Source organism: Nocardia yamanashiensis NBRC 100130 (genome assembly GCF_001613325.1).
Lineage (GTDB): Bacteria > Actinomycetota > Actinomycetes > Mycobacteriales > Mycobacteriaceae > Nocardia > Nocardia yamanashiensis.
Genome location: NZ_BDCD01000035.1, coordinates 1 through 25,610, shown reverse-complemented (window position 1 = coordinate 25,610; position 25,610 = coordinate 1). Strand labels below are relative to the sequence as shown.

Annotated in this window: 18 protein-coding genes, 3 tRNA genes, 1 pseudogene and 1 riboswitch; of the genes and pseudogenes, 11 read left to right on the top strand and 11 right to left on the bottom strand. The window is 67.2% G+C overall.

What is annotated here, in order from left to right:
- Positions 1 to 82 precede the first annotated feature (82 nt).
- Positions 83 to 1,036 (bottom strand): oxygenase MpaB family protein, encoded by a 954-nt coding sequence (locus NY1_RS34020; protein ID WP_067721265.1) that lies wholly within the window; start codon positions 1,034 to 1,036, stop codon positions 83 to 85.
- Between the two features lie 156 nt (positions 1,037 to 1,192).
- A complete protein-coding gene (locus NY1_RS34015) occupies positions 1,193 to 3,112 on the bottom strand; it encodes an acyl-CoA dehydrogenase family protein (protein ID WP_067721264.1) in 1,920 nt (639 codons plus the stop codon).
- A gap of 186 nt (positions 3,113 to 3,298) precedes the next feature.
- Here NY1_RS34015 and NY1_RS34010 point away from each other — a divergent pair, with 186 nt between their 5' ends.
- From NY1_RS34010 to NY1_RS33995, 4 genes are all read left to right on the top strand, one after another.
- Complete coding sequence (locus NY1_RS34010; protein ID WP_067721263.1) at positions 3,299 to 3,925, top strand: TetR/AcrR family transcriptional regulator; 627 nt, start codon at positions 3,299 to 3,301, stop codon at positions 3,923 to 3,925.
- 138 nt (positions 3,926 to 4,063) lie between these two features.
- Positions 4,064 to 5,269: a homogentisate 1,2-dioxygenase gene (locus NY1_RS34005; protein ID WP_067721262.1), complete on the top strand. Its 1,206-nt coding sequence runs from the start codon at positions 4,064 to 4,066 to the stop codon at positions 5,267 to 5,269.
- A gap of 10 nt (positions 5,270 to 5,279) precedes the next feature.
- Positions 5,280 to 6,446: a fumarylacetoacetase gene (gene fahA / locus NY1_RS34000; protein ID WP_067721261.1), complete on the top strand. Its 1,167-nt coding sequence runs from the start codon at positions 5,280 to 5,282 to the stop codon at positions 6,444 to 6,446.
- Between the two features lie 142 nt (positions 6,447 to 6,588).
- Positions 6,589 to 8,880 carry an MMPL family transporter gene (locus NY1_RS33995; RefSeq protein ID WP_067721260.1) on the top strand — a complete coding sequence of 764 codons (2,292 nt, stop codon included), beginning with the start codon at positions 6,589 to 6,591 and terminating at the stop codon, positions 8,878 to 8,880.
- Positions 8,881 to 8,884: 4 nt separating this feature from the next.
- On the opposite strand, the gene NY1_RS33990 is transcribed toward NY1_RS33995, so the two are convergent.
- Positions 8,885 to 9,112, bottom strand: coding sequence for a hypothetical protein (locus NY1_RS33990; RefSeq protein ID WP_157762626.1), 228 nt, complete (start codon positions 9,110 to 9,112; stop codon positions 8,885 to 8,887).
- A 154-nt stretch (positions 9,113 to 9,266) separates the two neighbouring features.
- Complete coding sequence (locus NY1_RS33985; protein WP_067721258.1) at positions 9,267 to 9,941, bottom strand: TetR/AcrR family transcriptional regulator; 675 nt, start codon at positions 9,939 to 9,941, stop codon at positions 9,267 to 9,269.
- Positions 9,942 to 10,038: 97 nt separating this feature from the next.
- Here NY1_RS33985 and NY1_RS33980 point away from each other — a divergent pair, with 97 nt between their 5' ends.
- The 3 genes from NY1_RS33980 to NY1_RS33970 all read left to right on the top strand — a co-directional run bounded on the left by NY1_RS33980 (position 10,039) and on the right by NY1_RS33970 (position 14,949).
- Positions 10,039 to 11,433 (top strand): lipase family protein, encoded by a 1,395-nt coding sequence (locus NY1_RS33980; RefSeq protein ID WP_169815441.1) that lies wholly within the window; start codon positions 10,039 to 10,041, stop codon positions 11,431 to 11,433.
- Positions 11,434 to 11,795: 362 nt separating this feature from the next.
- A riboswitch (TPP riboswitch) is annotated at positions 11,796 to 11,907 on the top strand.
- Entirely contained in the window at positions 11,899 to 13,569 is a 1,671-nt protein-coding gene (thiC, locus tag NY1_RS33975) for a phosphomethylpyrimidine synthase ThiC (RefSeq protein ID WP_067721301.1), read from the top strand. (Overlaps the previous riboswitch by 9 nt.)
- Before the next feature lie 294 nt (positions 13,570 to 13,863).
- The gene (locus tag NY1_RS33970) at positions 13,864 to 14,949 is read left to right on the top strand and encodes an alpha/beta hydrolase (protein ID WP_067721256.1); all 1,086 of its coding nucleotides are present in this window, start codon (positions 13,864 to 13,866) and stop codon (positions 14,947 to 14,949) included.
- A gap of 82 nt (positions 14,950 to 15,031) precedes the next feature.
- Here the strand turns inward: NY1_RS33970 and NY1_RS33965 are convergent, their stop codons facing one another.
- Positions 15,032 to 18,988, bottom strand: a complete 3,957-nt coding sequence (locus NY1_RS33965) for an arabinosyltransferase domain-containing protein (protein ID WP_084535873.1) — start codon at positions 18,986 to 18,988, stop codon at positions 15,032 to 15,034.
- 65 nt (positions 18,989 to 19,053) lie between these two features.
- Positions 19,054 to 19,461 carry a VOC family protein gene (locus NY1_RS33960; RefSeq protein WP_067721255.1) on the bottom strand — a complete coding sequence of 136 codons (408 nt, stop codon included), beginning with the start codon at positions 19,459 to 19,461 and terminating at the stop codon, positions 19,054 to 19,056.
- 197 nt (positions 19,462 to 19,658) lie between these two features.
- On the opposite strand from NY1_RS33960, the gene NY1_RS33955 reads away from it, so the two are divergent.
- The 3 genes from NY1_RS33955 to NY1_RS33945 all read left to right on the top strand — a co-directional run bounded on the left by NY1_RS33955 (position 19,659) and on the right by NY1_RS33945 (position 19,890).
- A tRNA-Glu gene (locus tag NY1_RS33955) sits at positions 19,659 to 19,734 on the top strand.
- Positions 19,735 to 19,738: 4 nt separating this feature from the next.
- A tRNA-Lys gene (locus NY1_RS33950) sits at positions 19,739 to 19,810 on the top strand.
- Between the two features lie 4 nt (positions 19,811 to 19,814).
- Positions 19,815 to 19,890: transfer RNA gene (locus tag NY1_RS33945), tRNA-Glu, on the top strand.
- 96 nt (positions 19,891 to 19,986) lie between these two features.
- Here NY1_RS33945 and NY1_RS33940 read toward each other — a convergent pair.
- The 3 genes from NY1_RS33940 to NY1_RS33930 all read right to left on the bottom strand — a co-directional run bounded on the left by NY1_RS33940 (position 19,987) and on the right by NY1_RS33930 (position 22,440).
- Positions 19,987 to 21,180: a M20 metallopeptidase family protein gene (locus NY1_RS33940; protein ID WP_067721254.1), complete on the bottom strand. Its 1,194-nt coding sequence runs from the start codon at positions 21,178 to 21,180 to the stop codon at positions 19,987 to 19,989.
- 52 nt (positions 21,181 to 21,232) lie between these two features.
- Positions 21,233 to 21,688 carry a hypothetical protein gene (locus tag NY1_RS33935; RefSeq protein ID WP_233434608.1) on the bottom strand — a complete coding sequence of 152 codons (456 nt, stop codon included), beginning with the start codon at positions 21,686 to 21,688 and terminating at the stop codon, positions 21,233 to 21,235.
- A 107-nt stretch (positions 21,689 to 21,795) separates the two neighbouring features.
- Positions 21,796 to 22,440 (bottom strand): TetR/AcrR family transcriptional regulator, encoded by a 645-nt coding sequence (locus tag NY1_RS33930; RefSeq protein ID WP_067721252.1) that lies wholly within the window; start codon positions 22,438 to 22,440, stop codon positions 21,796 to 21,798.
- An 87-nt stretch (positions 22,441 to 22,527) separates the two neighbouring features.
- On the opposite strand from NY1_RS33930, the gene NY1_RS33925 reads away from it, so the two are divergent.
- Positions 22,528 to 23,670 carry an epoxide hydrolase family protein gene (locus tag NY1_RS33925; protein ID WP_067721299.1) on the top strand — a complete coding sequence of 381 codons (1,143 nt, stop codon included), beginning with the start codon at positions 22,528 to 22,530 and terminating at the stop codon, positions 23,668 to 23,670.
- Between the two features lie 51 nt (positions 23,671 to 23,721).
- On the opposite strand, the gene NY1_RS33920 is transcribed toward NY1_RS33925, so the two are convergent.
- Complete coding sequence (locus tag NY1_RS33920) at positions 23,722 to 24,954, bottom strand: phthiocerol/phthiodiolone dimycocerosyl transferase family protein (RefSeq protein ID WP_067721251.1); 1,233 nt, start codon at positions 24,952 to 24,954, stop codon at positions 23,722 to 23,724.
- Between the two features lie 118 nt (positions 24,955 to 25,072).
- A pseudogene (locus tag NY1_RS43880) lies at positions 25,073 to 25,610 on the bottom strand (hypothetical protein); the annotation flags it as partial.

The following is a 25,610-nucleotide window of genomic DNA, read 5'->3' as shown; positions in this document are numbered from 1 at the left end:
GGCCAGTTACGCAACCGTAGGGAACCCGCTTAGCACCGAAAGTTCCCTACGACCAGGCGTAATCCCGGAGGTCGCGAAACGGTCACCCCGCCGAACGGGCTGCGCGACCGTACAGTTTCTTGGCCTCCGCGGGGGAGATCGTCACCGGATTCACCGGCACGCCAGCCTTCATGTGCTCGGCCAGCAACCGTCCCGTCATGGGTCCGATGGCGTTCTTGGCGACCTGAAGCAGCAGCTGATCGTTGTGCAGCGCCTTGGTGGCCAGCCGCATGGCCGGACGATAGGCGGCCGACAGCGCCCGCGGCTGCTCGAACCCACCGGTCTCGCGCATCCACTTGGGCAGCGTCGCGATGGCCGCCGGAGCCACCAGCCGGCTACCGGCCCACAGCCGGAATCCCTTGTCGCGCGGCGTGAACAGCAGATAGTGCATACCGCGATGGGCCCGCTCGGAGGTGCACAGCCGCGGCCGCACGTCCGCGAAGTACTGCCGCACTTCCTCCCGCGAGGTCGGCACATCGGCCGGCTTGCAGGTCTGCAGTTCCGCGGCGGTCACGCAGTCGGCCCAGTACTGCTTCTCCTCGGCCGGGCTCAGCTTGCCGGGCCCGTACATCTCGTAGCACTTGAGCACCGAATGCCAGCCGGTGACGTGGATCCACAGCTGCGAGTCGGGATTGTTTGCGCTGTAACGCTTTCCGCTGATCGGCTCGATGCCGGTGGCCTTGGCGTGCACCTGCATGAGGTGCTCGGACGCCTCGACGGCCATGCGGCTGTCCGCGACGGCGGCGATCAGGAAGTAGGCGAAGGTGTGGTCGAGCCGGCCCTTGGGATCGCTGTAGATGCCGCCCACGTCGGCGACCGCGGCGGTCAGGTCCGGGTCGAAATGCTCGAGGGTGACCGCGCGCTGGAAACCGATCAAGGCGGTGGGCGCGGTCCAGACCTTCCAGGTGGGTGAATCCGGCCCGAAGAAGCCGTAGTCGATTTCCCGGATGGTGCGAGCGGGTGCGTCGAATTGCGGACGCGAGGCCACGGAGGTCATCTTGCTGCTCCTTTGCAGTGTCGATGAGAGGCGTGCCGCCGGGATTCGGGGGGCGAAGCCCCTGAGAGTCCCGAGAGTCGGCCGCCTATTCATTCACGAATGTAGCATTGCGGCGCGCCGGGCGACGCGCCGCAATGCGGACGGGATAAGGGGTGCTCAGGGGTTCATGACGTACTGGCCCGCGAGGGCCCTGACCTGCGCGGTCACCTTGTCGAAGCGGGCGCGGTCGGCCACCGGGCGACGCACCAGATCGAGGGCACGGGTCTGCTGCGCCTTCGTCGCGGTGGGCTTGGCGTGCAGGGTCAGCGCGTGCTTGGAGAACTCGCGCACGAACAGGTCGAAGAGCTGATCCAGGACCGATTCGTCGGCCCCCTGGATCTCGGCCTGCTCCAGGATCAACTGCGCGTACGGCAGCGTGGTGAACAGCTCGCCGAGGCCGAACAGGAAGTCCACGTCCTGCTGCTGCTCGGCGGTCGGAGTGGCCGCGGCGAGCAGGGTTTGCAGCGCGAGGGCCTGTTCCAGGAACACCGCGACGTTCGGGATGTGCGCGAACCGCTCGAACACCGGCCGCCAATCGGCGAACCGGATCTTGCCCAGCCCGCTGCTCGGCCCCTGCCGGAACAGGAATTCGTCGTCGGCGGCATCGCGGCGGGTGCGCACGGGAGCGTGTGCGGCACGGGCGAATTCGGCCTTCAGCTTGGGCACGGCCTTGCCGACCGGCCCGGCGGCGCGGCGGCTGGTCCAGCTCAGTGCCTTGGACACGGCATTGACCGCGGACCTGGGTGCGACGCCCGCGCCGGGCAGGTAGCTCAGCGCCGCCAAGCCCGCGTCGGCGGGATGGAACATGTAGTTGGGCATGAACTTCAGCGACAGCGCCATGTTCACGTGCACGGTGCCCTCGAGGCGCGGCAGGCCGAACATGCCGACCATGGCCATCGGGAAGTACATGTCGTTCTCGAACCCGCGCGCCGCGATGACGTCGGCCAGATCCTCGTACAGCTTCTGCCCGTGCCGGGTCACCGACATCTTCTCGATGGCATTGAACAGCAGGTAGCGCCGGTCGTCATCGTGCGCCGACCGCATGTAGTCGATGGCCCGCTCACTGTAGAGCTTCATACCGATCAGCCGCGCGAAGCTGTCCGCGAGCAGCTGCCGCACCTGCGGGAACTCGGTCACATTGTGCCCGAACAGAATTCGGTTCTCCGCGTGCGTGACGGCCTCGAACATCGCGTGCTCGCACGCGCCGACCGCACCGAAACCGAGATTGAACTTGCCGACATTGACCGTGTTCATGGCGGCATCGAAGGCGGCACGCCCGGTGTGCAGGATGTCGGATTCGGCGACCGGGTATTTGTCGAGATCGAAAGCGGCGACGTACATCTGGGAGTCGACGACGTTCTTGCGCAGCTTGTAGTTCTTGTGCCGGGAGTCGGCGGCGAAGAACAGGTAGCCGGCGTATTCCTCGTCGGTCATCTTCCGCAGGAAGTCCGAGGAGTCGATGATCGGCTTGTCGGCGCGGCGGCCGAAGACCGAGACCATGGCGGCGTCATTGCCATTGCCGATGTAGTGCTTGCCGCCGGTGGCGGTGAAGCCGCCGCGCGCCTTGGGCTCCAGCACCATATCGGTGGAGTAGATGTCCGCGCCGTGATCCTTCTCGGACAGGCCGAAGGCGAAGATCTCGCCGGATTCCAGATGCCCGGCGGCGCGCGCCTTGGCCTCCTTGTTAGCGGACTGCCAGATCGGCCCCAAGCCCAGGATGGTGACCTGCCAGACGTACCAGTACTGCATGCCGTAGAAGCCGAGGATCTTGCTCATCATGGCGATGCGCGCGGTGTCCCAGCGCTTGTTCGGATCACCGTTGGCCTCGGCGGCCGGGGTCAGAAACGTCGCGAAAACCCGCTCCCGCTTCACGAAATCCAGGAAGTCGGAGTACCAGACCCGGTCCCGGCTGTCGGCGAGCAACCGCACCTTGCCGAACGCTTCGAAGTAGTCGACGGTCGCCCGCAGCAGCCGCCGCGTCTCCGCATCGAACTCCGAGAACTCACACGTTTTGGGATTGAACAGGGTCTCGCTCATCGCGTCTGTCTTCCTTGGCAGGTCTCGAGCACGGGGGTTCGAGGGCCGCGCCCCCGAGAGCCCCGAGAGGTGGGCTCACTTTCATACGGCAGCGTAGCATTTTCCTACACACCCGCAGGAAAGGATCTTGTTACAACCTCCGACCTGCGCGGCCGTACTTTCGAAGCGCTGCTATCGTCGGTGCGCATGGGCACCGATTCGGCAGTACGACCCCGCCAGCGCGCGCGGCATCTGGGGCCGGAGCGGCGTCGCCCGCAGGTGCTCGACACGGCATTGCAGATCGCGGTCGAAGATGGGATCGCCGCCGTCACCATCGCCGCGGTCGCGGATCGCATGAAGGTCACCCGCCCGGTCGTGTACGCCTGCTTCGCCGATCGCGTGGAGTTGCTCGAGGCCCTGATTCGCCGCGAAGAGGACTACCTGGTCACCGGGGTCCTGGATGCCCTCCCCCGCCGCCGGGTGGAAGCCGACGAAGAGGTTTTCGTCGAGGGTTTCCGCGCGTTGCTGCACGCCACCACGGCCCGCCCCGACACCTGGCGACTGCTGTACGGCAATCCCGATCCGGCCGTACAGGATTCGTTCGGCAAAGGCCGCAAACTCGCGGTCGAGCGCTGCACCCGCCGCCTGCGCCCGACCCTGAAGGCGTGGGGCACCGAGGACGCCGAACGCAAGCTCCCTGCCCTGGTCGAGCTATGGGTATCCGCTGGTGAGGGCGCGGTCCGCACCCTGTTGAACGATCCTGGCGACTGGACCCCGGACACACTGGGCGAATTCGTCGGCGCGGCCGTCTACCGCGCACTCCGCCACGCCTGAGCTACTCGCACCTCTCGCGGCTCTCGTCCCCGCCGCGGTTCCCGCGGCGGGGACGAATGTAAAGGGCTGGAAAGGAGTTCCTCCGGCAATCGGATGGTTACGATGGGATAGGGATCATCAGTCAACGGGAGACCGGCGATGACGTTCTATCGACAGGTGGGATCCGTGCCGCCCAAACGGCACACGCAGCATCGTGATGAGCACGGACAGCTCTATTACGAAGAGCTGATGGGAGAAGAGGGCTTTTCCGGCGACTCCTCCCTGCTCTATCACCGGGGTCTGCCTCCGGCCATTGTGGATTCGTCGGTGTGGGCGCTGCCCTCGCAGCAGCTGACGCCGAATCACCCACTGCGGCACCGGCATCTGAAGCTGCACGAACTGTTCCAGGACGAACTGCCGACCATCGCCGACGTGGTGACCGGCCGCCGGCTGCTGCTCGGAAACTCCGACGTGCGCATCTCCTACGTGGCCGCGCTGCGCGAATCACCGTTGTACCGCAATGCCATCGGCGACGAACTCGTGTACATCGAGTCCGGGTCCGGGCGGGTGGAGACGGTCTTCGGGGCGCTCGACGTGCATCAGGGCCATCAGGTGCTGCTGCCGCGCGCCACCACGCACCGCTGGCTGCCCGCCGGTCCGGAGCCGTTGCGCGCCTATGTGATCGAGGGTTCCGGGCATATCACGCCACCCAAGCGCTATCTCTCCAAATACGGCCAGCTGCTGGAGCACTCCCCGTACTGTGAGCGGGATCTGCACGGCCCGGCCGAACCCCTGCTGGCCACCGGCACCGATGTGGAAGTGCTGGTCAAACACCGGCCCGCCGGTGAAATAGTCGGCACCAGACTGGTTTACGCCACCCACCCGTTCGACGCGGTGGGCTGGGACGGCTGCCTGTACCCGTTCACATTCGATATCGCCGACTTCGAACCCATCACCGGCCGCGTGCATCAGCCGCCGCCCGCGCATCAGGCGTTCGAGGGCAACAACTTCGTGGTGTGCAATTTCGTGCCGCGCAAGGTGGACTATCACCCGCTGTCCATCCCGGTGCCCTACTACCACTCCAATGTGGACTCCGACGAGATCATGTTCTACTGCGGCGGAAACTACGAGGCGCGCAAGGGATCCGGCATCGGCCAGGGCTCGGTGTCGATTCATCCCGGCGGCTACGCCCACGGCCCGCAGCCCGGCGCCTACGAGCGCAGCATCGGTCTCGAATTCTTCGACGAACTCGCCGTCATGGTCGACACCTTCCACCCGCTGCAATTGGGTGAGGGCGCGCTGGCCTGCGAGGACACCGGATATGCCTGGACCTGGTCGGGACGCGGTCCCACCGAGTGGATATGAGGACGGGTGCATGAACAGTCGAGTACGGATCGAAGTCCCCGCGGATTCCGGATTCGGCCCGACGCATCTCCCCTACGGCGTGTTCCGCCCGCTCGGCGGGCAGCCCCGGGTGGGCGCGCGGCTGGGCGATGCCGTCATCGATCTGGCTGTGGCGCTGGACGATCCGATGTTCGCGCAGCCCAGCCTGAACGCCTTCATGACGCAGGGGCCGCAGTGCTGGCGTGAGGTGCGGGAACGGGTGCGGGCGTTCGCGGACGCGGAATTGCCCGCCGCGGCGGTGCATTCGGTGAGCGCGGTGTCGCTGGATCTGCCGATCGAGGTCGCGGACTACGTGGACTTCTACGCGAGCCTCGATCACGCCACCGCGCTGGGACGCATCTTCCGCCCGGATGGTGAACCGCTGCTGCCGAATTGGCGGCATCTGCCGATCGGATATCACGGCAGGTCCGGAACCGTCGTGGTGTCCGGCACCGAGATCACCCGCCCGTCCGGCCAGCTCAAAACCGATTCCGGCGCACCGGATTTCGGACCGACCCGGCGGCTGGACATCGAAGCCGAGCTGGGCTTCGTGGTGGGCGCGGGCTCGGCGATGGGCACGCCGGTGACCACCGGCGACTTCGACGCGCACGTCTTCGGCGTGGCGCTGGTCAACGACTGGTCGGCCCGCGACATCCAGGGCTGGGAAGCCCAGCCGCTCGGCCCCTTCCTCGGCAAGTCCTTCGCTACCTCGCTGTCGGCCTGGGTCACGCCCTTGGATGCCTTGGCGGAGGCCCGGATTCCGCTGCCGGAACAAGATCCGGAACCGCTGCCGTATCTGCGCGACGGAAATTGGGGATTGGATATCGAACTCGGCGTGGAGTGGAACGGCCGGCTGGTCTCGTCCCCGCCCTACGCCCGCATGTACTGGTCCCCCGCGCAAATGCTGGCCCACATGACGATCAACGGAGCCTCCACCCGCACCGGCGACCTCTTCGCCTCCGGAACCATCTCCGGCCCCGACCGCGACCAGCGCGGCTCCTTCATGGAACTGAGCTGGGGCGGCACCGAACCCTTCGACCTCAACGGCGTGAAGCGCACCTTCCTCGAAGACGGCGACGAAGTAGTCATCACCGCGTCCGCCCCCGCAATCGGCGGCGGCCGCCTCACCCTCGGCGAAGTCCGGGGCCGCATAGCCTGACAGCCCCGGCCCAACCACGGTCCCGGCCCTGTTTGCTCTTTCATAGCCGTAGGCAATGGGCATGACCATCGTCACGGAGCGTCGTGCCGGGAGGATCAGGAACGCTACCGTTCCGAAGCAGAAGACTTCGGAGGTTGCGTCGATGCTGACCAGACTTGCCCGGTTCGCCATGACGCGCCCCCGCGCCGTCCTGGTGGCCGCACTGTTGCTCATGATCATTTGCGGCGGCTTCGGAGCGACGGCGAAGTCGCACATGGTCGGCGGCGGCTACCTCACCGATGAACTGGAATCGGTGCAGGCCAACGATTTCATCGAGGACCACTTCCCCGGCGGCAATCCGAATCTCATCGTCATGGTCTCCGGCGACGGCGGCGTGGGCAGTCAGCCCGTGCGCGACGAAGCCCAGCGCATCACCGACGAACTGAGCGCATCCGCCGGCATCACCGGCGTGCAGTCGTATTGGACCACCGCCGCCCAGCGCCCCGACCTGGCCGCCGCGCTGAAGAGCAAGGACGGCAAGCGCGGCCTCATCATGGCCACCATCACCGGCAGCGATACCGAGGTGCAGAACCTCGCGAACACCTTGAGCGACGACCTCAACGGTGATCGCGGCGGCGTCGAGGTGCGGGTCGGCGGCATGGCCGGCACCTTCGCCAATATCAATCACCAGGTCGAGAAGGACCTGATCCTGGCCGAGGCCATCGCGATTCCGGTGTCGGGTCTGCTGCTGGTGCTGGTGTTCGGCAGCGTGGTCGCGGCGGCGCTGCCGCTGGGTGTCGGCCTGTTCGCCATCGCGGCCACGCTCGGCATTCTGCGGCTGCTCACCATGGTCATGGACGTGTCGATCTTCGCGCTCAATATGACCAGCGCGCTGGGCCTGGCACTGGCGATCGACTACAGCCTGTTCATCGTGAGCCGGTATCGCGAGGAGCTCGCGGCCGGCCGCGATCCGCGCGCCGCCATCCTGCGTTCGGTGCAGACGGCCGGGCGGACGGTGGTGTTCTCCGGTCTGACCGTGGCGCTGGCCCTCGCCGCGCTGGCCGTGTTCCCGCAGCCGTTCTTCAAATCCTTCGCCTACGCCGGCGTGGCGGTGGTCGCCGCGGCCGTGGGCGCTTCGGTGCTGCTGCTGCCCGCCGCGCTCATGCTGCTCGGTGATCGCGTGAATGCCTGGGATCTACGGAAACCCTTGCGCCGCCTGCTCGGCCGTCCCGAGCGGCCGGTGACGCGTCCGGAGGACAGCGGCTGGTATCGCCTCGTCACCGCGGTCATGCGGCGGCCCGCGCCGGTCGCCATCGGCGCGACGGCCATCCTGCTGCTGCTCGGAACCCCGTTCCTGTCCGCGCATTTCGGCACTCCTGACGATCGCGTGATCGGCGAGTTCGCCTCGGCCCGCCAGGTCGGCGATGCCCTGCGCGCGGATTTCAATGCCGATATGGCGTCCAGCGCGGTGATCGCGCTCCCCGGATTTCACGGTGCGCCCGGCGAACTCGGCACGTACGCGACGAAACTGGCCGAGGTGCCCGGCGTGACCGGCGTGCTGTCCGCCGACGGCGTGTACGGCCCGGTCACCGGTGCCGACGGTTCGGTGAAGGCGGCCAAGCTCGCCGCCGGCATCCCGCAGATGGCGGGCGCGGACGGGGCCTACCTCTCGGTCGGCGTGCACGTCGCCCCCTACGCCGAGGAAGGCAAACAACAGCTGGCCGCCCTGCGCGCGGTGCCCGCCCCCGGCGACACCCTGTTCGGCGGCGCGGCGGCGCTCAACGAGGACACCATGGACTCGGTGATCTCACGACTTCCGGTGGCGGGCGCGCTGATCGCGGTCATCACCCTGATCCTGCTGTTCCTGTTCACCGGCAGCGTGATGCTCCCGGTGAAGGCGCTCATCCTGAACATGCTCTCGCTCACCGCCACTTTCGGCGCGATGATCTGGATCTTCGAACAGGGCCACCTGTCCGGCCTGCTCGGCTTCACCCCCACCAACAGCATCGACCTGTTCATGCCGATCCTCATGTTCTGCCTGGCCTTCGGCATGTCCATGGACTACGAGGTCTTCCTGCTCTCCCGCATCCGCGAGGAATGGCTGGCCTCGGACCGCAGCCGCGAAGCCAACACCACCTCCGTCGCCCTGGGCGTGGCCCGCACCGGCCGGATCTTCACCGCCGCAGCGGGTTTGATGGCAGTGGTACTGCTCGCCGTAGCGACTTCCCATGTAGCCCCCATGAAGCTCTTCGGCATCGGCCTGGCCCTAGCGGTCGTCTCCGACGCCACCATCATCCGCGGCCTCCTCGCCCCGGCCCTGATGCGCCTGATGTCCACCGGCAACTGGTGGGCCCCCAAACCCCTTGCCGCCCTGCACAAACGGATCGGACTGGAAGAGGCTACGGCGGAGATGCCGGAACCTCAGCGCGTACCCGAACCGGTGTCGGCCGGGTGAGCGGCTAGTTCGACGAGCCGGCCGATTGGAAGATGCCGGGGAGCAGCAGGCCCAGGATGGCACTCGCGGCCACATCGATCGATCCCGAGGAGCCGCACGGAATATCGGGCTTGGCAGGGCATCCCCGGCCGCCGCCGGTGAGCATGTTGAGCACCGAGCTTCCGGTAATGGGTTCGGCGGAAGCCGTTCCCGTCGAACCTGCCAGCGCGCCCGCCAGCACCGCGCCGGTCACCACTGCTCCAGTCAGAAATCGCTTCACAATTACCTCCAGGTTTGCGATCTGCGCGGCAGACCCTAACCATCCGAGATAGTGAAATTGATGCGATTCAGATAACCGCCGCGCCCCGAAAAGTCGGGCCTGGCGCAACCGACCGCCATGCCGAGAATTATTGCCCCGCAGCCCGCCCCGCATTGACGACGCCGACGAAACGAGCCAGGTCCTCGATCAGGGTTTCCACTGTGTCGGGGGCCTCGCCGTCGTCGTGGTGGTGCAGCCAGTCGGCGACGAGTTCGAACATGCCGCCGATCACCGCGAGCGCCAGCGCCAGGCTCTGGCGCTCGTCGAGCGTATCCACCCGGGGCCATTGCTGATTCAGGAAGGCGGCGGACCAGCGGCGATTGCTGCGGCGCTGGGCTTCGACGGCGGGTGAGATGCCGCCCGCCTCGCCGAAGGTGACCTTGGCCAGGCGCGGATCGTCGACGATGGCGTGCACGAAGGCCGACAGGATGGCGCGGGCGCGGTCGGACCAGTCCTGGTCCGCGGTCTCGGCCGCGACCTCTCCGACGCGTTGCTGGATCTGCGCGGTGATCTGTTCCAGCAGGGCCGTGTAGCACGCTTCCTTGCTGTCGAAGTGATCGTAGAAGCCTTTGGTGCCGACGTACGCCTGCTGGCAGATCTGTTCGATGGACGTGCCCGAATAGCTTTGCCGGGCAAACAGTTCGGTGGCGGCGGCGAGGAGTTGACGGCGGCGCTGGGCGCTGCGCTCGTCGGCGTCGAGGCCGCGGATGCGGCGCCGCACGGGGGTCCGGTCGGGCGCCGCGGCGGGAATGCTGCGGGACATGCCTAAACGATAGCCAAGCACGTTTCAGAAAGACATCTTGTTGACAAGTGGACGCCGTGTTGTAATCGCTGTCACGTCGATGAGGAAGGGAACAGACGTGGCTATCAATGGGGATCGCCGACGGCGGGGGTGGCGGCGGTTGACCGCGGCCGCGCTCGCCACGGCACTGACCGCCGCCGGTGCGGTGCTGGTGGGGACCGGCGCGACACCGGCGGGGGCGGAACCGCTACCGCTGAACGTGGATGGGTTCTATCAAGCGCCGGGCGGGTTCGAATCGACCGCGCCGGGCACGATTCTGCGGTCGCGGGAAGTGCAATTGGCCGTGCTCACGGTGCTGCCGGTGCATGTGCGGTCGTGGCAGTTGTTGTATCGCACCACCGATCTGTTCGGGCAGCCGACGGTCGCGGCGACCACGGTGGCGGTTCCGCAGGGCGCCAACACTTCTCGCAGCCGGCCGCTGGTATCGCATCAGTTCTTCTACGACAGCACCTCGCCGAACTGCGCGCCCTCGTACGTGCTGCAGCAGGGCGGCGGATTGCCGGCGCTGGAAGGCATTCACTCCACGGTCGAGTACCTGGAGCTGGCGGCGTCCATCAGCCAGGGCTATGCGATCAATGTGCCTGACTACGAAGGGCTTTACGGACATCTGGCCGTGGCGAAGGAGCCCGGCTACATGATTCTGGACAGCATCCGGGCCGCGGAGGCATTCCAGCCGCTGGGCCTGGACGGCGCGAATACCCCTGTCGCCCTGTGGGGTTACTCCGGCGGCGGCATGGGCAGCGGATGGGCGGCGGAAATGCAGCCGACGTACGCGCCCGAACTGAATGTGCAGGGCATCGCCATGGGCGCGCCCGTCTCGGACGTGGAATCGCTGCTGCACGTGAACGGTTCGATGTTCGCCAGCCTGATCGGCGTCGGCATCGCCTCACTCCGCAACGCGTACCCGAAGTTCGCCGAAACCACCGACCGCTACCTGACGGCGGAAGGCCGGGCGGTCATGGACCGCACCGCCAACCAATGCCTGGTCCGCAATGTCCTGAACCTCATGTTCACCGACTACCAGCGCATGCTCACCATCCCCATCGCCGACTACCTGGCCCTCCCCGAGATCAAGGAAGTCTTCGACTCCACCGTCCTGGGCAGCAACCCGCCCACCGCCCCCACCATGGTCTACCAAGGCGTCTTCGACGAAGCCGTCCCCTGGTACACCAACGACCGCATGGTCCAGCAATGGTGCGAAGGCGGCACCTCCGTCTACTACAAACGCGACCACCTCAGCGAACACCTCACCCTCACCACCCTCGGCATGGCAGACGCCTTCAACTGGATCAAAGCCCGCCTCACCCCCGGCGCCCCCACCCCCACCGGCTGCCGCACCGACAACGTAATCACCATGATCGCCAGCCTCGACGCCCTAGCGACCATGACCGAAATCGAACTCAACGCCGCCTTCGGCGCCCTCGGCTGGCCGATCGGCCCCCAGGAGCGGTAAGGCACAAGGAAGTACCGAGCAGCCTCCGCGTACGAACGCGGAGGCTGCATACATTTCGGGGCACAGTGGCTTACCCAGTACGCGGGGTGCGGGGCCCGCCCAGCACGCGGGCTACGGGGGGCTACCCAGCACGCAGGGGTGTGGGGGCCTGCCCAGCACGCGGAGGTGTGGGGGCCTGCCCAGCATGCGGGGGTGTGGGTGCCTGCCCAGCACGCGGGGGTGCGGGGGCTTGCCCCCGCTAAGGGGGTTTGGGGGCTTAGCCCCCACTCCCCTCTCCCGCACGCCCGCAGGGCGGGAATCGTATATGCCTGGGCATTCGGTTCCGGCTCGCCGAAGGGGTTGGGTATGGTCGGGGCGCAATCATTTCGCTCCAACGGGGGCTCGCACCAGCGGGCTGAGAGGACGGCTAGCGGGCCGTCGACCGTATGAACCTGACCGGGTAATGCCGGCGTAGGGAGGATTCATATGTCATCTGGTTCTGTCGTGTCCGGAAACGGGTCCAAAGCCCCCGTGGACACAGTGACTACGGGTCCCATCGAGGGCAGCGTCAAGCACTACCAGCAGGTCGAAGCCGACGGCACGACCCTGCGAATCCCGGTGCGGCGCATCAATCTCACCAACGGCGATCACTTCGACGTGTACGACACCTCCGGTCCGTACACCGACGACGATGCCGTCATCGACCTGGAAGCCGGGCTGCCGAAGCTGCGCGATTCCTGGACCAAGCCCGCGGTCGAGGGCCCGCGCACCCAGCTCGCCTGGGCGCGGCTGGGCATCGTCACGCCCGAGATGCGCTACATCGCCGCCCGCGAGGACATGCCCGCCGAGCTGGTGCGCGACGAGGTCGCCGCGGGCCGCGCGGTCATCCCCGCCAACCACAATCACCCCGAATGCGAGCCGATGATCATCGGCAAGAAGTTCGCGGTGAAGATCAACGCCAATATCGGCAACTCCGCCGTCTCCTCCTCCATCGCCGAGGAGGTGGAGAAGATGGTGTGGGCCACCCGCTGGGGCGCCGACACCATCATGGACCTGTCCACCGGCAAGAACATTCACGAGACCCGCGAGTGGATCCTGCGCAATTCCCCGGTCCCGGTCGGCACCGTGCCGATCTACCAGGCGCTGGAGAAGGTGAACGGCGATCCCACCAAGCTCACCTGGGAGATCTACCGCGACACCGTGATCGAGCAGGCCGAGCAGGGCGTGGACTACATGACCGTGCACGCGGGCGTGCTGCTGCGCTACATCCCGCTCACCGCCAAGCGCGTCACCGGCATCGTCTCGCGCGGCGGGTCGATCATGGCGGCGTGGTGTCTGGCGCATCATCAGGAATCGTTCCTGTACACCAACTTCCGGGAACTGTGCGAGATCCTGGCGAAGTACGACATCACCTTCTCGCTCGGTGACGGCCTGCGCCCGGGTTCCATCGCGGACGCCAATGACGAGGCGCAGTTCGCGGAACTCCGCACCCTCGGCGAGCTCACCACGATCGCGAAATCCTATGGCGTGCAGGTGATGATCGAGGGCCCGGGCCACGTGCCCATGCACAAGATCGTCGAGAATGTGAAGCTGGAGGAGGAGCTCTGCGAGGAGGCCCCCTTCTACACGCTCGGCCCGCTGGCCACCGATATCGCGCCCGCCTACGACCACATCACCTCGGCCATCGGCGCGGCCATCATCGCGCAGGCGGGCACGGCGATGCTCTGCTATGTGACGCCCAAGGAGCACCTGGGCCTGCCCAACCGGGACGACGTGAAGGTCGGCGTGATCACCTACAAGATCGCCGCGCACGCCGCCGACCTGGCCAAGCAGCACCCGCGCGCGCAGGAGCGGGATAACGAACTGTCCAAGGCGCGCTTCGAATTCCGCTGGAAGGACCAGTTCGCGCTGTCCCTCGACCCGGATACGGCACGCGAGTACCACGACGAGACGCTGCCCGCGGAGCCCGCCAAGACCGCGCACTTCTGCTCCATGTGCGGTCCGAAGTTCTGCTCCATGCGCATTTCCGCCGATGTGCGCGAGTACGCGGAGAAGCAGGGCCTCACCGATGTGGCGGCCATCGAAGCCGGCATGGCCGAGAAGTCGGCGGAGTTCGCCTCCACCGGCAACCAGGTGTACCTGCCGGTCGTTTCCTGACCTTCGCAGCGCGATTCGAAGCAGCGGGCCGCCATCGCGGTGACCCGCTGCTTCGGCCTTTCGCCAACTCTATTGATGCACAACAGCTATCGACGATTCGGTGAGACCCCGCTTCCGAGGCGCGATATGCTGCGACGGCACTGCCGCGCGTGATCGACTGCGGCGATATCGAGGGGAAGCGGCCCGGTGCGGTCGCGCACAAGGGAAAGGCCAAAACCAAATATGCGAGGCATGGCTGTGCGAAGGGCGCCGGAGCGCCGTCACAGATCCCGGGGTGGATGGCTCAAGCGCACGATGGTGGGAACCGCCGTCGCCGCCCTGCTGCCGTTCGGGGCGTCGGCGGTAGTGGCCGGACCCGCGGCGGCGTCCTACGACTCGTCCGGATTCGACTTCTATGTCGATTCCAGCATGGGGTCGGTCAAGAACCGCATCTTCCGCGCGGCCGATGGCAATACCGACCGGGTCGTCTACCTGCTCGACGGGGAACGCGCCGAAAGCTCGCTCAACGGGTGGGAAGAGCACACCTCCATTCCGGCGGCGCTCACCAAGTTCAATATCAATGTGGTGATGCCGGTCGGCGGCATGTCCAGCTTCTATGTGGACTGGGACGCGCCGAGCAGTTTCGCGGGATACAACATCGAGCAGACCGGGCTGCCCTCCGGTTCGGCCATCGACGGCTTCTCCGAAACCATGGGCAAGACCAGCACCTATGCCTGGGAGACCTATCTGACCCAGGATCTGAAGAACGCGCTGCGAAACAAGCTGGGCTTCAGTGACTCTCGCAACGGCGTGTTCGGACTGTCCATGGGCGGCGGCGCGGCGCTCATGATGGCGGCCTACCACCCGGATCAGTTCGTGTACGCCGGATCGCTGTCCGGGTACCTGTACATGTCCGCGCCCGGGATGCGAGAAGCGTTGCGGCTGGCCATGTTCGCGGCCGGTGGATACAACATCGACTGCATGACCGCGGCGGGCAGCGACAAGTGGAACCGCATGGATCCCTACCAGTTCCTGCCGCAGCTGATCGCCAACGGGACGCAGCTGTACATCGCCAACGGCAGTGCGATGCCGGCCAGCCAGGATCTGACTTCGACGGACGCCATCACGCTCGGCATGCCGCTGGAAGCGATCGCCCTGGCCAATACCAAGGCGTTCCAGACCAAGCTCAACGGGCTCGGATACGACAAGGTCACCTATGACTTCCCCGAGTACGGCATCCACAACTGGGGTACCTGGGAGCAGATGGCGAACCGGATGATGCCCGATATCGCCAAGTACATCGGCAAGCCGCTCCCTGCGGGCGCGCAGCCTCCGCCGCCGGCGGACGGCCAGCCCGGGATGCAGGGTGCGGGTGGCGGGGCGCCGGCTCCGCAGAACTGATGCGGTAGACGCGTACTGCGACAAGCGAATACAAGGATCCGCCCCCTCCCATTCGGGAGGGGGCGGATCTTTTCGTATGGCGTTACTTGGTCTTGATCGGCGCGTCTTTCTCCCAGCCCCAGCGGTTTTCGACCTGTACGCCGATGACGGCGGGCGAGGTGCGGACATACGGGGTGAGGACTTGCAGCTCACCCCAGTCGCGGGTCCAGTCGTTGTCCAGGTATGTCGGGATCGTGCGCGTACGGACCAGCAGGTTCGCCCAGCCCAGCGGGCCGCCGCCGGTGTCGCCCTGCCAGGTCTGGGATACGGCGGCATTCAGCTTGTCGGGGAGGATGCGCCACTTCGGCAGCTGCACCACCACGCCGTCGCGAGTGTCGAACGGGTGCTGGCACGGGAACGCCAGTCCCACATGGAAATCCGTGATGACCGGGTCCTTGTCGCCGACGACGTCGTTCAGCGTGCCCAGCCTGGGCAGCCGCGGCGGCGTGACGGCGATCCACTGCTTACCGGTCGGGTCACCGGCATCGGTGTCGGCGACCAATCGAATCGCATTGGTCTGCGCAGGAATCCGGTCCAACGCCACCGGCAGGTTGCGCCAGGCAGGCGCACCGCCGACGGTAGGCGGAGTCAACTCGCCGAGCTGCCGGAAGCTGCCGTCGTCGGCGCGCTGCGCGAACTCCAACCGCAGGCGAGCACCGGGCGCTTGCCCGTTCTCCCCCGCGCCGATCCGGCCCGCCACGGTGAGCACCAGCACGCGATACGCCGGATCCTGCTGCACCGCAGCCAGATCCAGCTTGTACCACTGCGTAGCGAGGTGCGCCGCCGTCTGCTGACCACCGGTCGCATAGCTGCCCAGCACCGGCGTGCGCGACGATTCCAGATCGAACGGCAACATCACCGTGCTGCCGTTGATCCCGGGCGCAGCAGGCGCGCCCCCGCCCGGCCCAGCCCCGCTAGGACCGGAGCCACCACCATTACCTGGGCCACCGCTACCGCCCTGGCCGCCGCCCTGAGCGCCCTTTCCTGGGCTGCCGTTACCTTGGCCGGCGTTACCGCCCTGGCCGTTACCTTGGCCACCGCCATTGCCTTGAGCACCGTTGCCCTGGCCTTGGCCACCATTGCCTTGGCCACCATTGCCTTGGCTGGCATTGCCCGGGCCGTTTCCTTGGCCGCCCTGACCACCGCCTGCGGGGCCTTGGCCGCCGCCTTCACCGCCGGAGCCGGAATCAGGTGGGCCGCCGCTGCCGGAGTCGGGGGCGTTCTGGCCGCTGGGGCCGTCCGGTTTCAGGTCGCCTACGCCGTTGGGGGTGAAGCCGGTGTTTTCGGCGGCTAGGCCGTCGGCTGCCGATCCGGTGTAGGGGGTCAGGAGGGAATCGGAGGTATTGCGTTCCACGAGAACGTCATCGGCTAGCGAGCACGGCTTGCCCTGGAGGGTGCGCAGGTTCGCGAGTGCGACCGAGTAGGCCGGGTATTGGGCGTAGGCGGCGGAGGCGAACGAGACCACCTCGAAGACCACCAGGACGGCCGCTGCCACGGTCAGGGGGCGGATCACTATGCGGCCGAGGGGTCTTGCGCCGACTTCGTTGCCGGGGGTCCGGTATGGCTCGCGGAAGTACTGCCAGGCCGCCGCGATGAGGCACAGCACTACGCCGACCAGGAGGAGCGAGGATACGCCGATACCGGCGATCTCCGGTGCGTCCTTCGGGGACCAGACTCCGTAGGCGGACACATACCACCAGCCGTTGGAACCGGTGGTGCAGATCGCCAGTACGAACAGGACGGCTGCCGCGAACAAGGACCGGTAGTAGCGGGTGCGAATACCGTTGCGGCCCAGCACGACCGTCGTCACCGCCGCGAGCGCGGCCGCCAGTCCGGCGTACACACCGAAGTGGTGGGTCCACTTGGTCGGGGTGAACATCATCAGCAGCATCGACATGAAGACGATCGCGAGCACGCGCGCCACCGGTCCGCGCGCGGTGTCCGGGATCCGCCCGCCTTTACGCAGTGCGACGAGTACGCACACACCCAGGCACAGCACCATGGCGAGCACGCCAAAGCGCCGCGTCAGCGAACCATCGGGGTTCAGCGACAGCAGCGTCTGCCAGCGCGTGTACTCCTCGAACCAGGACTTGTTGGGCCCGACCGCCGTTCGCACACGCGCGGATTCCCGGATCGCGGCCAAGCTGTGGTCCGCGAACGTCACCACGAGCACCAGCGTGCCCGCGGCGAGCATGGGCGCGAGGCGGGAAGCGTAGCCGAGCAGCGTCTTCCAGGTCTCGCCGGACGCGCCGACCTCGGCGCGAACGCGGGTGATCAGGATCTGGATGACCTGGCGTGCGCCCGCGAAAAGCGCCGCCAGGCAGATCAATCCGGACGGGCCCGCGCCGAGCGAGAAGGCCGCGATCAGGATCGCCACGGCGGCGGGCAGCAAGCGCCGGGTGGCGATGGCCCGTTCCATGGAGCACCAGGTGAGCAGCGCGCCGAGCGCGATGAGCGGTTCGGGGCGGAGACCATTGTTGAAGGGCAGCCAGAACGCGAGGAAGACCAGCGCGGCCGTCCAGCGCGCAGAGAGACTGCTGCGCACCCTCGCACCCAAGCGCGGCAGCACTTCCCGGCTGATCACCCACCAGCAGAGAATTCCGGTGAGCAGGGACGGCAGGCGCATCCACAGGCTCGCATCGCTGACCCGGGTCATCTGCGCGAGGATCTCGTACGGCCAGCCGACCGGCGCTTCCGCCACCCCGAACCAGCGGTAGTAGTTGGCGGTGTAGCCCGCTTCCCGCGAGGCGCGCGCCATGGTGAGGATGTAGCCGTCGTCGGAAGTATTGGCGCCGATCACATGCCACAGCGCCAGGGTTCCGGCGACCACGGCATCAGCTGGGGTGACCCGCCACCAGCGGGCGGGCAGGAAGCGTCGCGTGCGGCGACCGTCGGCGGCGTCGATGAAGTAGAGGCAGACCAGCGACAGCAGCGTGAACAGCACCGCGCCCACGATCGCGGCGAGCTTCAGCGCGCTCGGGCTGGAGGAGAAGCGCGAATCCACCGAGGCGTGCAGGCGGGCATCGCCGAGTCTGGTCTGGTCGAGATCGGTGTAGACGCCGACGATCTGCGGCCGGACGTCGCGATCGATCGATCCGCGGTAGGCCGAACCGTCCGGCTTCTTCACGCCGGTCAATTCGGCGACTGTTTCGGTGTAGTTGGAGCGCACGGTGAGCGCGCAAGCACCGGATGTGTTGTCCCGCTTGGTCGCACCGGCGCCCGGTTGCGCACCGGCGCTCGGGGCGACGGACCCGCTGGGTGCGGCGGACGCACCCGGCGACGGGGCGGCTCCCGAGTTCGGGGCATTGCCGGGCGGAACGGTTCCAGTGGGCGAAGCGCTCCCGGGCGGCTGCATGCCGGATGGCGGCGTGCTACCGGGCGGAGGGGTGCTCCCCGGCGGCGGGGTGCTGCCGGGCGGCGGGGTGCTCCCCGGCGGCGGGGTGCTGCCGGGCGGCGGCGCCATACCGGGCGGCGGTCCACTGGTTTCCGGCTGTCCCGCCGGCCGCAATCCCGTCCCGGCTCCCGCCCCGGGCACGGTCTGCAATCCGGCATCCGGTGCGGTGGCCGCCCCGGGCAGCGTCCCCGCGCCCGAACTCGGCGCGACCCCGCCCCCGGAACCCCCACCCTCAGAGTTGGTTCCGGCCCCGGCGAATTGCGAGATCGGCGCCGTCAGCAGCGGGATATTGCGGACCAGCACCGACAACGTGCGTCCGCTCCCCGGCACATCCTCGACGCGAACAAGCAGTCCTTTGGCCTGCCCGCCCGGCGCCTCGGCCGGAATGGTGGAAAGCACCGTCCCGCTCGGCAATTCCCGAATGGCCGTGCACGGCACGCTCACATCCAGATCGAGCGGCACGTAATCCACCAGTGGCGCGGTCACCTGCAGCGATTGCGCCTGCGGCCAGTCCAGACTCGCCCGGTCCTGCCGCACCGGCAGCAACGGCACCAGCACGGCGAGCAACAGGCCCAATGATCCGGAGACGACGGCAAGCAAACGCATTCGCAAAAATCCCCCACCAAACACACGCACGAACGACGATGCTAGCCATCCCCGCCGGCGAGCAGCTACGCCCGTGCGGAGATCTGCTGGACAGCCCAGCTGTTGCCGTCCGGATCGTCGAAGAAGACGAAACCCACATTATCGAGCGGATGCGGTGTCGGCGAGGGGCTTTCCCCCAGCACCTGTACCTCGCTCACCGCCACCCCGCGCGCCGCCAGCTCCGCGTGCGCCTTCCGGATATCCGGCACCACCAGCTGAATCCCCTTCAGATACCCCGGCTCCATCTTCGGCACCATCCCCTCCCCGATGACGATCGAACACCCCGACCCCGGCGGCGTCAGCTGCACCAGCCGCATCCCCTCCCCCGGACTGATGTCGAAGTCCACCCCGAACCCCACCTGCTCGCTGTAGAACGCCTTCGCCCGATCCACATCGGACACCGGCACGATCACGACCTCGAGAGTCCAGTTCACAACGCCGTCCTTCCGTCGACCCCCCGAATAATCGATACCGCCGAACAACCCTCCCCGCTATGGTTGCAGACAACACCGACAAGGAAGGAGACAGCAATGACCGCGAGTTCGAAGCCCCAGTCCGAACCCTTCCGCGCTGCCGTCGAACCCCTTCCCTCCGAACGGTTCTCGACCCCCAGCGCGTAATCCCGCCCCTTGGCGCAGTTGCTCTGATGGATATGGGCGTTCTGGCTTTCACCCAGAATCTCGTCGGTTCAATTCCGATCTGCGTCACCCGGCCCGTTTAGCTCAGCGGCAGAGCTCCTCTCTCTTAAAGAGGATGTCGAGAGTTCGAATCTCTCAGCGGGTACGAAGGCCTCGTGCTGCGTTGGACAGGCACCCTGACTCTCGATCAGGGCCACGCGGGTTCGATTCCCGTCGAGGTCACCACCCGAAACGTATGGAGAAGCAACCGAGCAGGGCTCGGGATCGCCCGCTAAGCGAATCGAGGCGCAAGCTTTGAGGTTCGAGTCCTCGCTTCTCCGCTCAGGCCAGTGGTGAATTCATGGCCAGTTCGGCTAGTAGTGCCGCTTGGCGCCATAGGACGCTGTCGTCGAAAACTGCTTCGGGGGAATGGTTGTCGGGGGCGGTGGTGGGGTCGAGGTGGGGTGGGGTGGCTCCTAGGGTGAGCATGGCGCCGGGGACTCGTTGGAGGATGTAGGCGAAGTCTTCGGAGGCGCCGGCGGGGGTGGGGTGTTCGGTTGACAGGTCGGGGCCGAAGAGGGTGCGGGCCAGGGTTAGTGCGGACTTGGTTTGGGCTGGGTCGTTCAGCAGGACTGGGTAGCCGAGGGTGTATTCGCAGTGGGCTTGCAGGCCGTGGGCGGAGGCTATGCCGTGGGCCAGGTTTGGGAGGGCCGATTGCAGGCGGGTTTGGTTCGGTTCGGAGAAGCAGCGGACGGTGGCGTCGAAGCGGGCGGTGGCGGGGATGACGTTGGGGGCGGTGCCGGCTGAGAGGTGGCCGACGGTGATGACTACCGGGTCGAAGGCGTCGAAGCGGCGGGTTACGAAATTCTGGATGGCCAGGACTATTTCGCACAGGACGGGGACCGGGTCCAGAGCGGTGTGGGGGAAGGCTCCGTGGCCGCCGCTGCCTTCGATCGTCACGGAGAATTGGGCTGCCGCGGAGTATGCGGGGCCGGGCTTGGCGGCGACTACGCCGTACGGGATTCGACCGGCTGAAACATGAAGCGCGAAGGCGTAATCCACCGGCGGACCGGCTGCGTCCAGTACGCCTTCGTCGAGCATGATCGCGGCTCCGCCGAAGCCTTCTTCGCCGGGCTGGAACATGAAGACCACTCGGCCGTGCAGGTCGTCACGACGGGCGCTCAGTAGTCGTGCGGCCCCGACCAATCCGGCAGTGTGGAGGTCGTGGCCGCAGGCGTGCATCCGGCCGGGAATGGTGGAGGCGTATTCGACTCCGCTGGCTTCCTGGACGGGCAGGGCGTCCATATCGCCGCGAAGCAATATGGTCGGGCCGGGGTGCGCGCCGCGCAGCACCCCGGTGACCGAACTGCATTTGCCGCCGCGGGTGATCTCCAGCGGCAGTCCGTCCAGCGCGGCAAGGACTTTCGCTTGGGTGAGTGGCAGATCCAATCCGATTTCCGGTTCGCGATGCAGAGATCTCCGCAACGCGACCAGGTCGTCCTGGATCGCACGGGCGTCCTCGAGAATCGACGGCATCGTCGTGTCCCTTCGCCGGTCGGCTACTCACCCAAGCATCCGTCATGACGGGTCACGCCGCATCGAGAGCGGCGATGATCTTGCGGGTCATTTCGTTCATGGTGGGGCTGGACTGGGGCTGACCCGCGTGGGCGGCCTCGATGGCGGTGTTGACGGTGGCGCGGAAATTGTCGGCCTCGGCCTTGTCCTGGGCGGCCAGCAGGGCGACGGCGGCGGTCAGGGCGGGCAGCACGTGGTCGGCCAGTTCGGCGGTGGTCTTGCCTTCCAGCTTGATGTCCTTGGACTTGGCCGCCAGGACGTGGCCGACCAGGCCGGTGGCGGAGGTGAGGGCGATGGTCCCCGCGCTCGCGGCCTTGGACGGCTTGGGGCTGGCGGCGGCCAGCAGGGAGATGGCGCCGTAGGCGGCGGTGCGGATGGTCGAGTTGTCCTGGGCGGTCAGGTTGACGGACATTGCGGGCTCCTTGGGAGTTGTTGTGGTGAGCGGGGAGTCGTTGGTGCTCCTCGTCATGACAACTACTTTCGGGGGCCGCGCTGACAGCCGGCTGACAGCGCGCTGACACGGGTGCTGACAAGGTATTCCGGCTGTTCACAGCATATTTCGATGGTGCTGGGCGCTCAGTCGCGCTGCCAGCGATAAGCGAATTCGCCGGGCGCGGGCGGCGGACCCGGCAGGCTGCCGGGGGTGGCGAGGCCGTCGAGCAGCAGCGCGAGCACGCGACGGCGCAGCTGAGCGGACCGTTCCGCGCCGGGCAGGGTGATGGCGGCGCACGCCTCCAGCAGCAGACCCAGGTCGAGATCGGTGACCTCGGGGCGCAGCCGACCGGAATCGTGTGCGCGGCGGACGATCTCGGTGGTCAGCTCACCGGACTTCACGATCTCGGGCAGGAACGATTCGTCGGGCGCGAAGGTGCCGGCCAGATGCGTGGTCAGCGAGTGCACGTCGGCGTCCACCACCCGCTCCAGGAATCCGACCAGCGCCTGCCAGCCATCCGGATCCTGCAGGGCCGCCTCGGCTTCGACGTTGTAGCGGCGCAGCCCGTCGTAGCAGAGGGTGCGCAGCAGGTCCTCCTTACTGGGGTAGCGGCGGTACAGGGCGCTGATCCCCACCCCCGCGCGTTCGGCCACCGCGGAGATGGGCGCCTTCGGATCGTTGAGGAACACATCCCGCGCGGCGGTCAGGATGATCTCGTCATTGCGGGCGGCCTGCGCCTTGCGACCGGGCAGTGCGCGCTGAGCTGGGGTTTCGGAAGTCTTCGGCATGAGTTCGAGAATACCACTTGAACGGAATCATCCGTTCCGTTATGGTTAAGACAGAACGAAACATTCCGTTCCAACAAGGAGAGAATGATGAACGCCACCGCCATCCGCCCCTTCCGCATCGACGTCCCGCAGGCCCAGCTCGACGACCTGAACGACCGGCTGCGGCGGGCCCTGTACCCGAACGAGCTGGCGGGCGTCGGCGACTCCTATGGCGTGCCGAACGACCGGGTGCGGACGCTGGCCGAGTACTGGATGAACGAATTCGATTGGCGGGCACTGGAAGCCAAGCTGAACAGCTACCCGCAGTTCACCACCGAGATCGAGGGCGAGGACATCCACTTCCTGCACATCCGCTCCGAGCGCGAGGACGCCCTGCCGGTCATCCTGACCCACGGCTGGCCGGGTTCCATCCTGGAATACCTGGATGTCATCGAGCCCCTGACCAACCCGGAATCGGCCGACCAGCCGGCCTTCCACCTGGTCATCCCGTCCCTGCCCGGGTTCGGTTTCTCCGGCCCGACCCGCAGCACCGGCTGGAGCCGCTACCGCACCGCCCGCGCCTGGGCGCAGCTCATGGACCGCCTGGGTTACCAGCGTTACGGCGCGATCGGCAATGACGGCGGTTCGATGGTCTCCCCCGAACTCGGCCGCATCGCCCCCGACAAGGTGGTCGGCGTGCACGTCACCCAGATCTTCTCGTTCCCGTCCGGCGACCCGTCGGAGTTCGAGGGCCTGTCCGCCGAGGACATGGAAGCGCTCGGCATCCTGCAGTGGTTCCACGAGAACAAGATGTCGTTCAACATGCTGCACAGCCAGCAGCCGCAGACCCTGGCCTTCGCCCTGGCGGATTCCCCCCTCGGTTTGCTCGGCTGGAACTCCCAGCTCTTCGGCGAATCCCTGGACGCCGATTTCGTGATCGGCAATGTGGCGATCTACTGGCTGACCGGCACCGCGGGCTCCTCGATCCGCTTCTACTACGAGGACGCCCACACCACCGATCACCCGACCGAACCCACCACCGTCCCCACCGCCCTGGCCATGTTCAAGGGCGACTTCCAGTCCATCCGCCGCTTCGCCGACCGCGACCACAAGAACATCGTCAGCTGGAACGCCTACGACGTGGTCTCGACCAAGGGCGGCCCGAACGACGCGGCCGGGCACTACGCGGCCCACGAAGCGACCGACGTCCTGGTCGCCGACATCCAGCGCTTCTTCGCCGAATACCACTGAGCTCCAACGGAACAGGCCCTCCCTGCGGGGAGGGCCTCCCGCGTTCCGGTGTCAGGCGACCGCGGCGGTCGCGGTCAGCACGGCAATCTCGGCCGCGAGGATTCGACTCAATTCCGCTATCCGGGAACGGGAATGGCAGGTTTCGGAGAATGTGAAGTCGATGCTCAACCGCCCCTGGAACGTGTAGACGAAGTAGCTGATCTCCCGCCTGGAGCCGCCGGTGGCGAACCCGCGGAAGTCGACCATCCGCATTCCGCCCGGGACCGCGAGCGCCGGCACCACACCCCAATTGGTGATGATGTTGACGGTGGCCGGGAGCACGTCGGTCTCGTCCAGCCGCGCCGCCGCGAACATGGTGGCCAGCGCTCCCCCGCTGTCGATACCGTGCACGATCTGCGCCTTCACGTTCTCGGCGAGCACGCGGAGATCGGTGTCGGCCCCGCACATGGTGATGGTGGGCGCGAAGCCCAGACCGTTCGTCGCCTCGGTGGGATGCGCGGGCGGCGTCAGATGCGGACGCAGGTCGACCGCGTGCCCGATGATCATGGGAAGCTCTGTCCGGTCCGGGGTTTCATCGATCAGCGCGCGCTCGGACCGGACGATCGCAGCGCTCAGCAGTGCGTGCACCGTCGTCCCGTGTGCCCGCGCCCGGCGCAGCAGTTCACCGGTTTCGGCGGCCGACAGCATGATTCGCGACTCGGCGGCCAGACGCAGCCCCGGCCTTCCGATACTCCCCGCCGGCGCGAAGCTGTACAGACCGCGCAGCTCTGGCACGTCTGATTCCGGGACGTCGATGCCGCGCTCGGCGAGCAGGTCCTCGAGGCTGCGCGGAACCACCGGGGCGGGATCGGCGACCGGGACGCACGCTCCGAGCGCGGCGGCATTGCGCCAGAACTCTTCCAGCAGTTCGAAACCCAGGTGCGCATCGTTGACGGCATGTGCGATGCGCAGTGCGACCGCAGTGGTCTCGCCGTCGCGCACGATCTCCAATTTCGCCAAGGCTCGCATGGGATCGATCGCCTGGACATCGTCCAACCAGTCCGGCAACGTGCCGTGCACGATCTCGACCACCGGGTCGCCGCAGCCACTGTCCGGCAGCCGCAGGTAGCAAGAACCGTCCCGCGCTTCGAGACGCCCGCGCAGTACCGGAAAACGCCGGGACGTGAGCGCGAACGCCCGCCGCAGCACGTCGTCATCGACCGCACCGGCGCAGATCGCCACGTACGACACGGTCACCTGCTTCGGCACGAAGCTCTGATCGACGATGCCCAGCCGGTAATTCACATTGTCTCCTCGGGTGTCGGGCCGAGCGCCGGGAACGGCGCGGGCGGTCGGACACCGAGCCTGCGCGGACCGCTCGAGCGGTCATTGAGCGCTCGATGAACGCCCCGCGGAGCGGGTGTTATCGCGTCGCCGACGGAACGGCGAACAGATCCGGCAGCGGCGGCAGCGGGCCGACCCGGGCGATCAGCTCGTCGAGTTGCGCTCGCACCAGCCGCGCCTCCGCTGTACGTCCGCGAGCCGTCAGAGCCTTCGCATGGAAGTGCAGCGAGTGCCCGCGCCGGATCGGGTCGGCGGCGCGGGTGAGCACCGAACTCGCCTCGGCGGCAGCGGATTCGGCGCGCTCGAAGAACCCACCGTGGAAACCTACCTCCGCGAGCCGGTACAGGGCCCAGCCGAGCAGGAGCCGTCGCCCGTATCCGCGGGCCGCGTGCACTGCTTCCTCGCAGATCGACAACGCTCGCTCCGGGTCGTCGTCGCGCATCAGCGCTACCCGGCCGAGTTGACTGCGTGCCAGCGATTCGAACGCGGCACCGCCGATCCGTCTCGCCAATTCCGATGCACGCGCACCGAATTCCGCGGATTGATCCCAGATTGCGGCATCACCGTAGCGGTCCGCGAGGGTGGCGCACGCCCAGCCTTCCCAAGCCGGGTCGCCC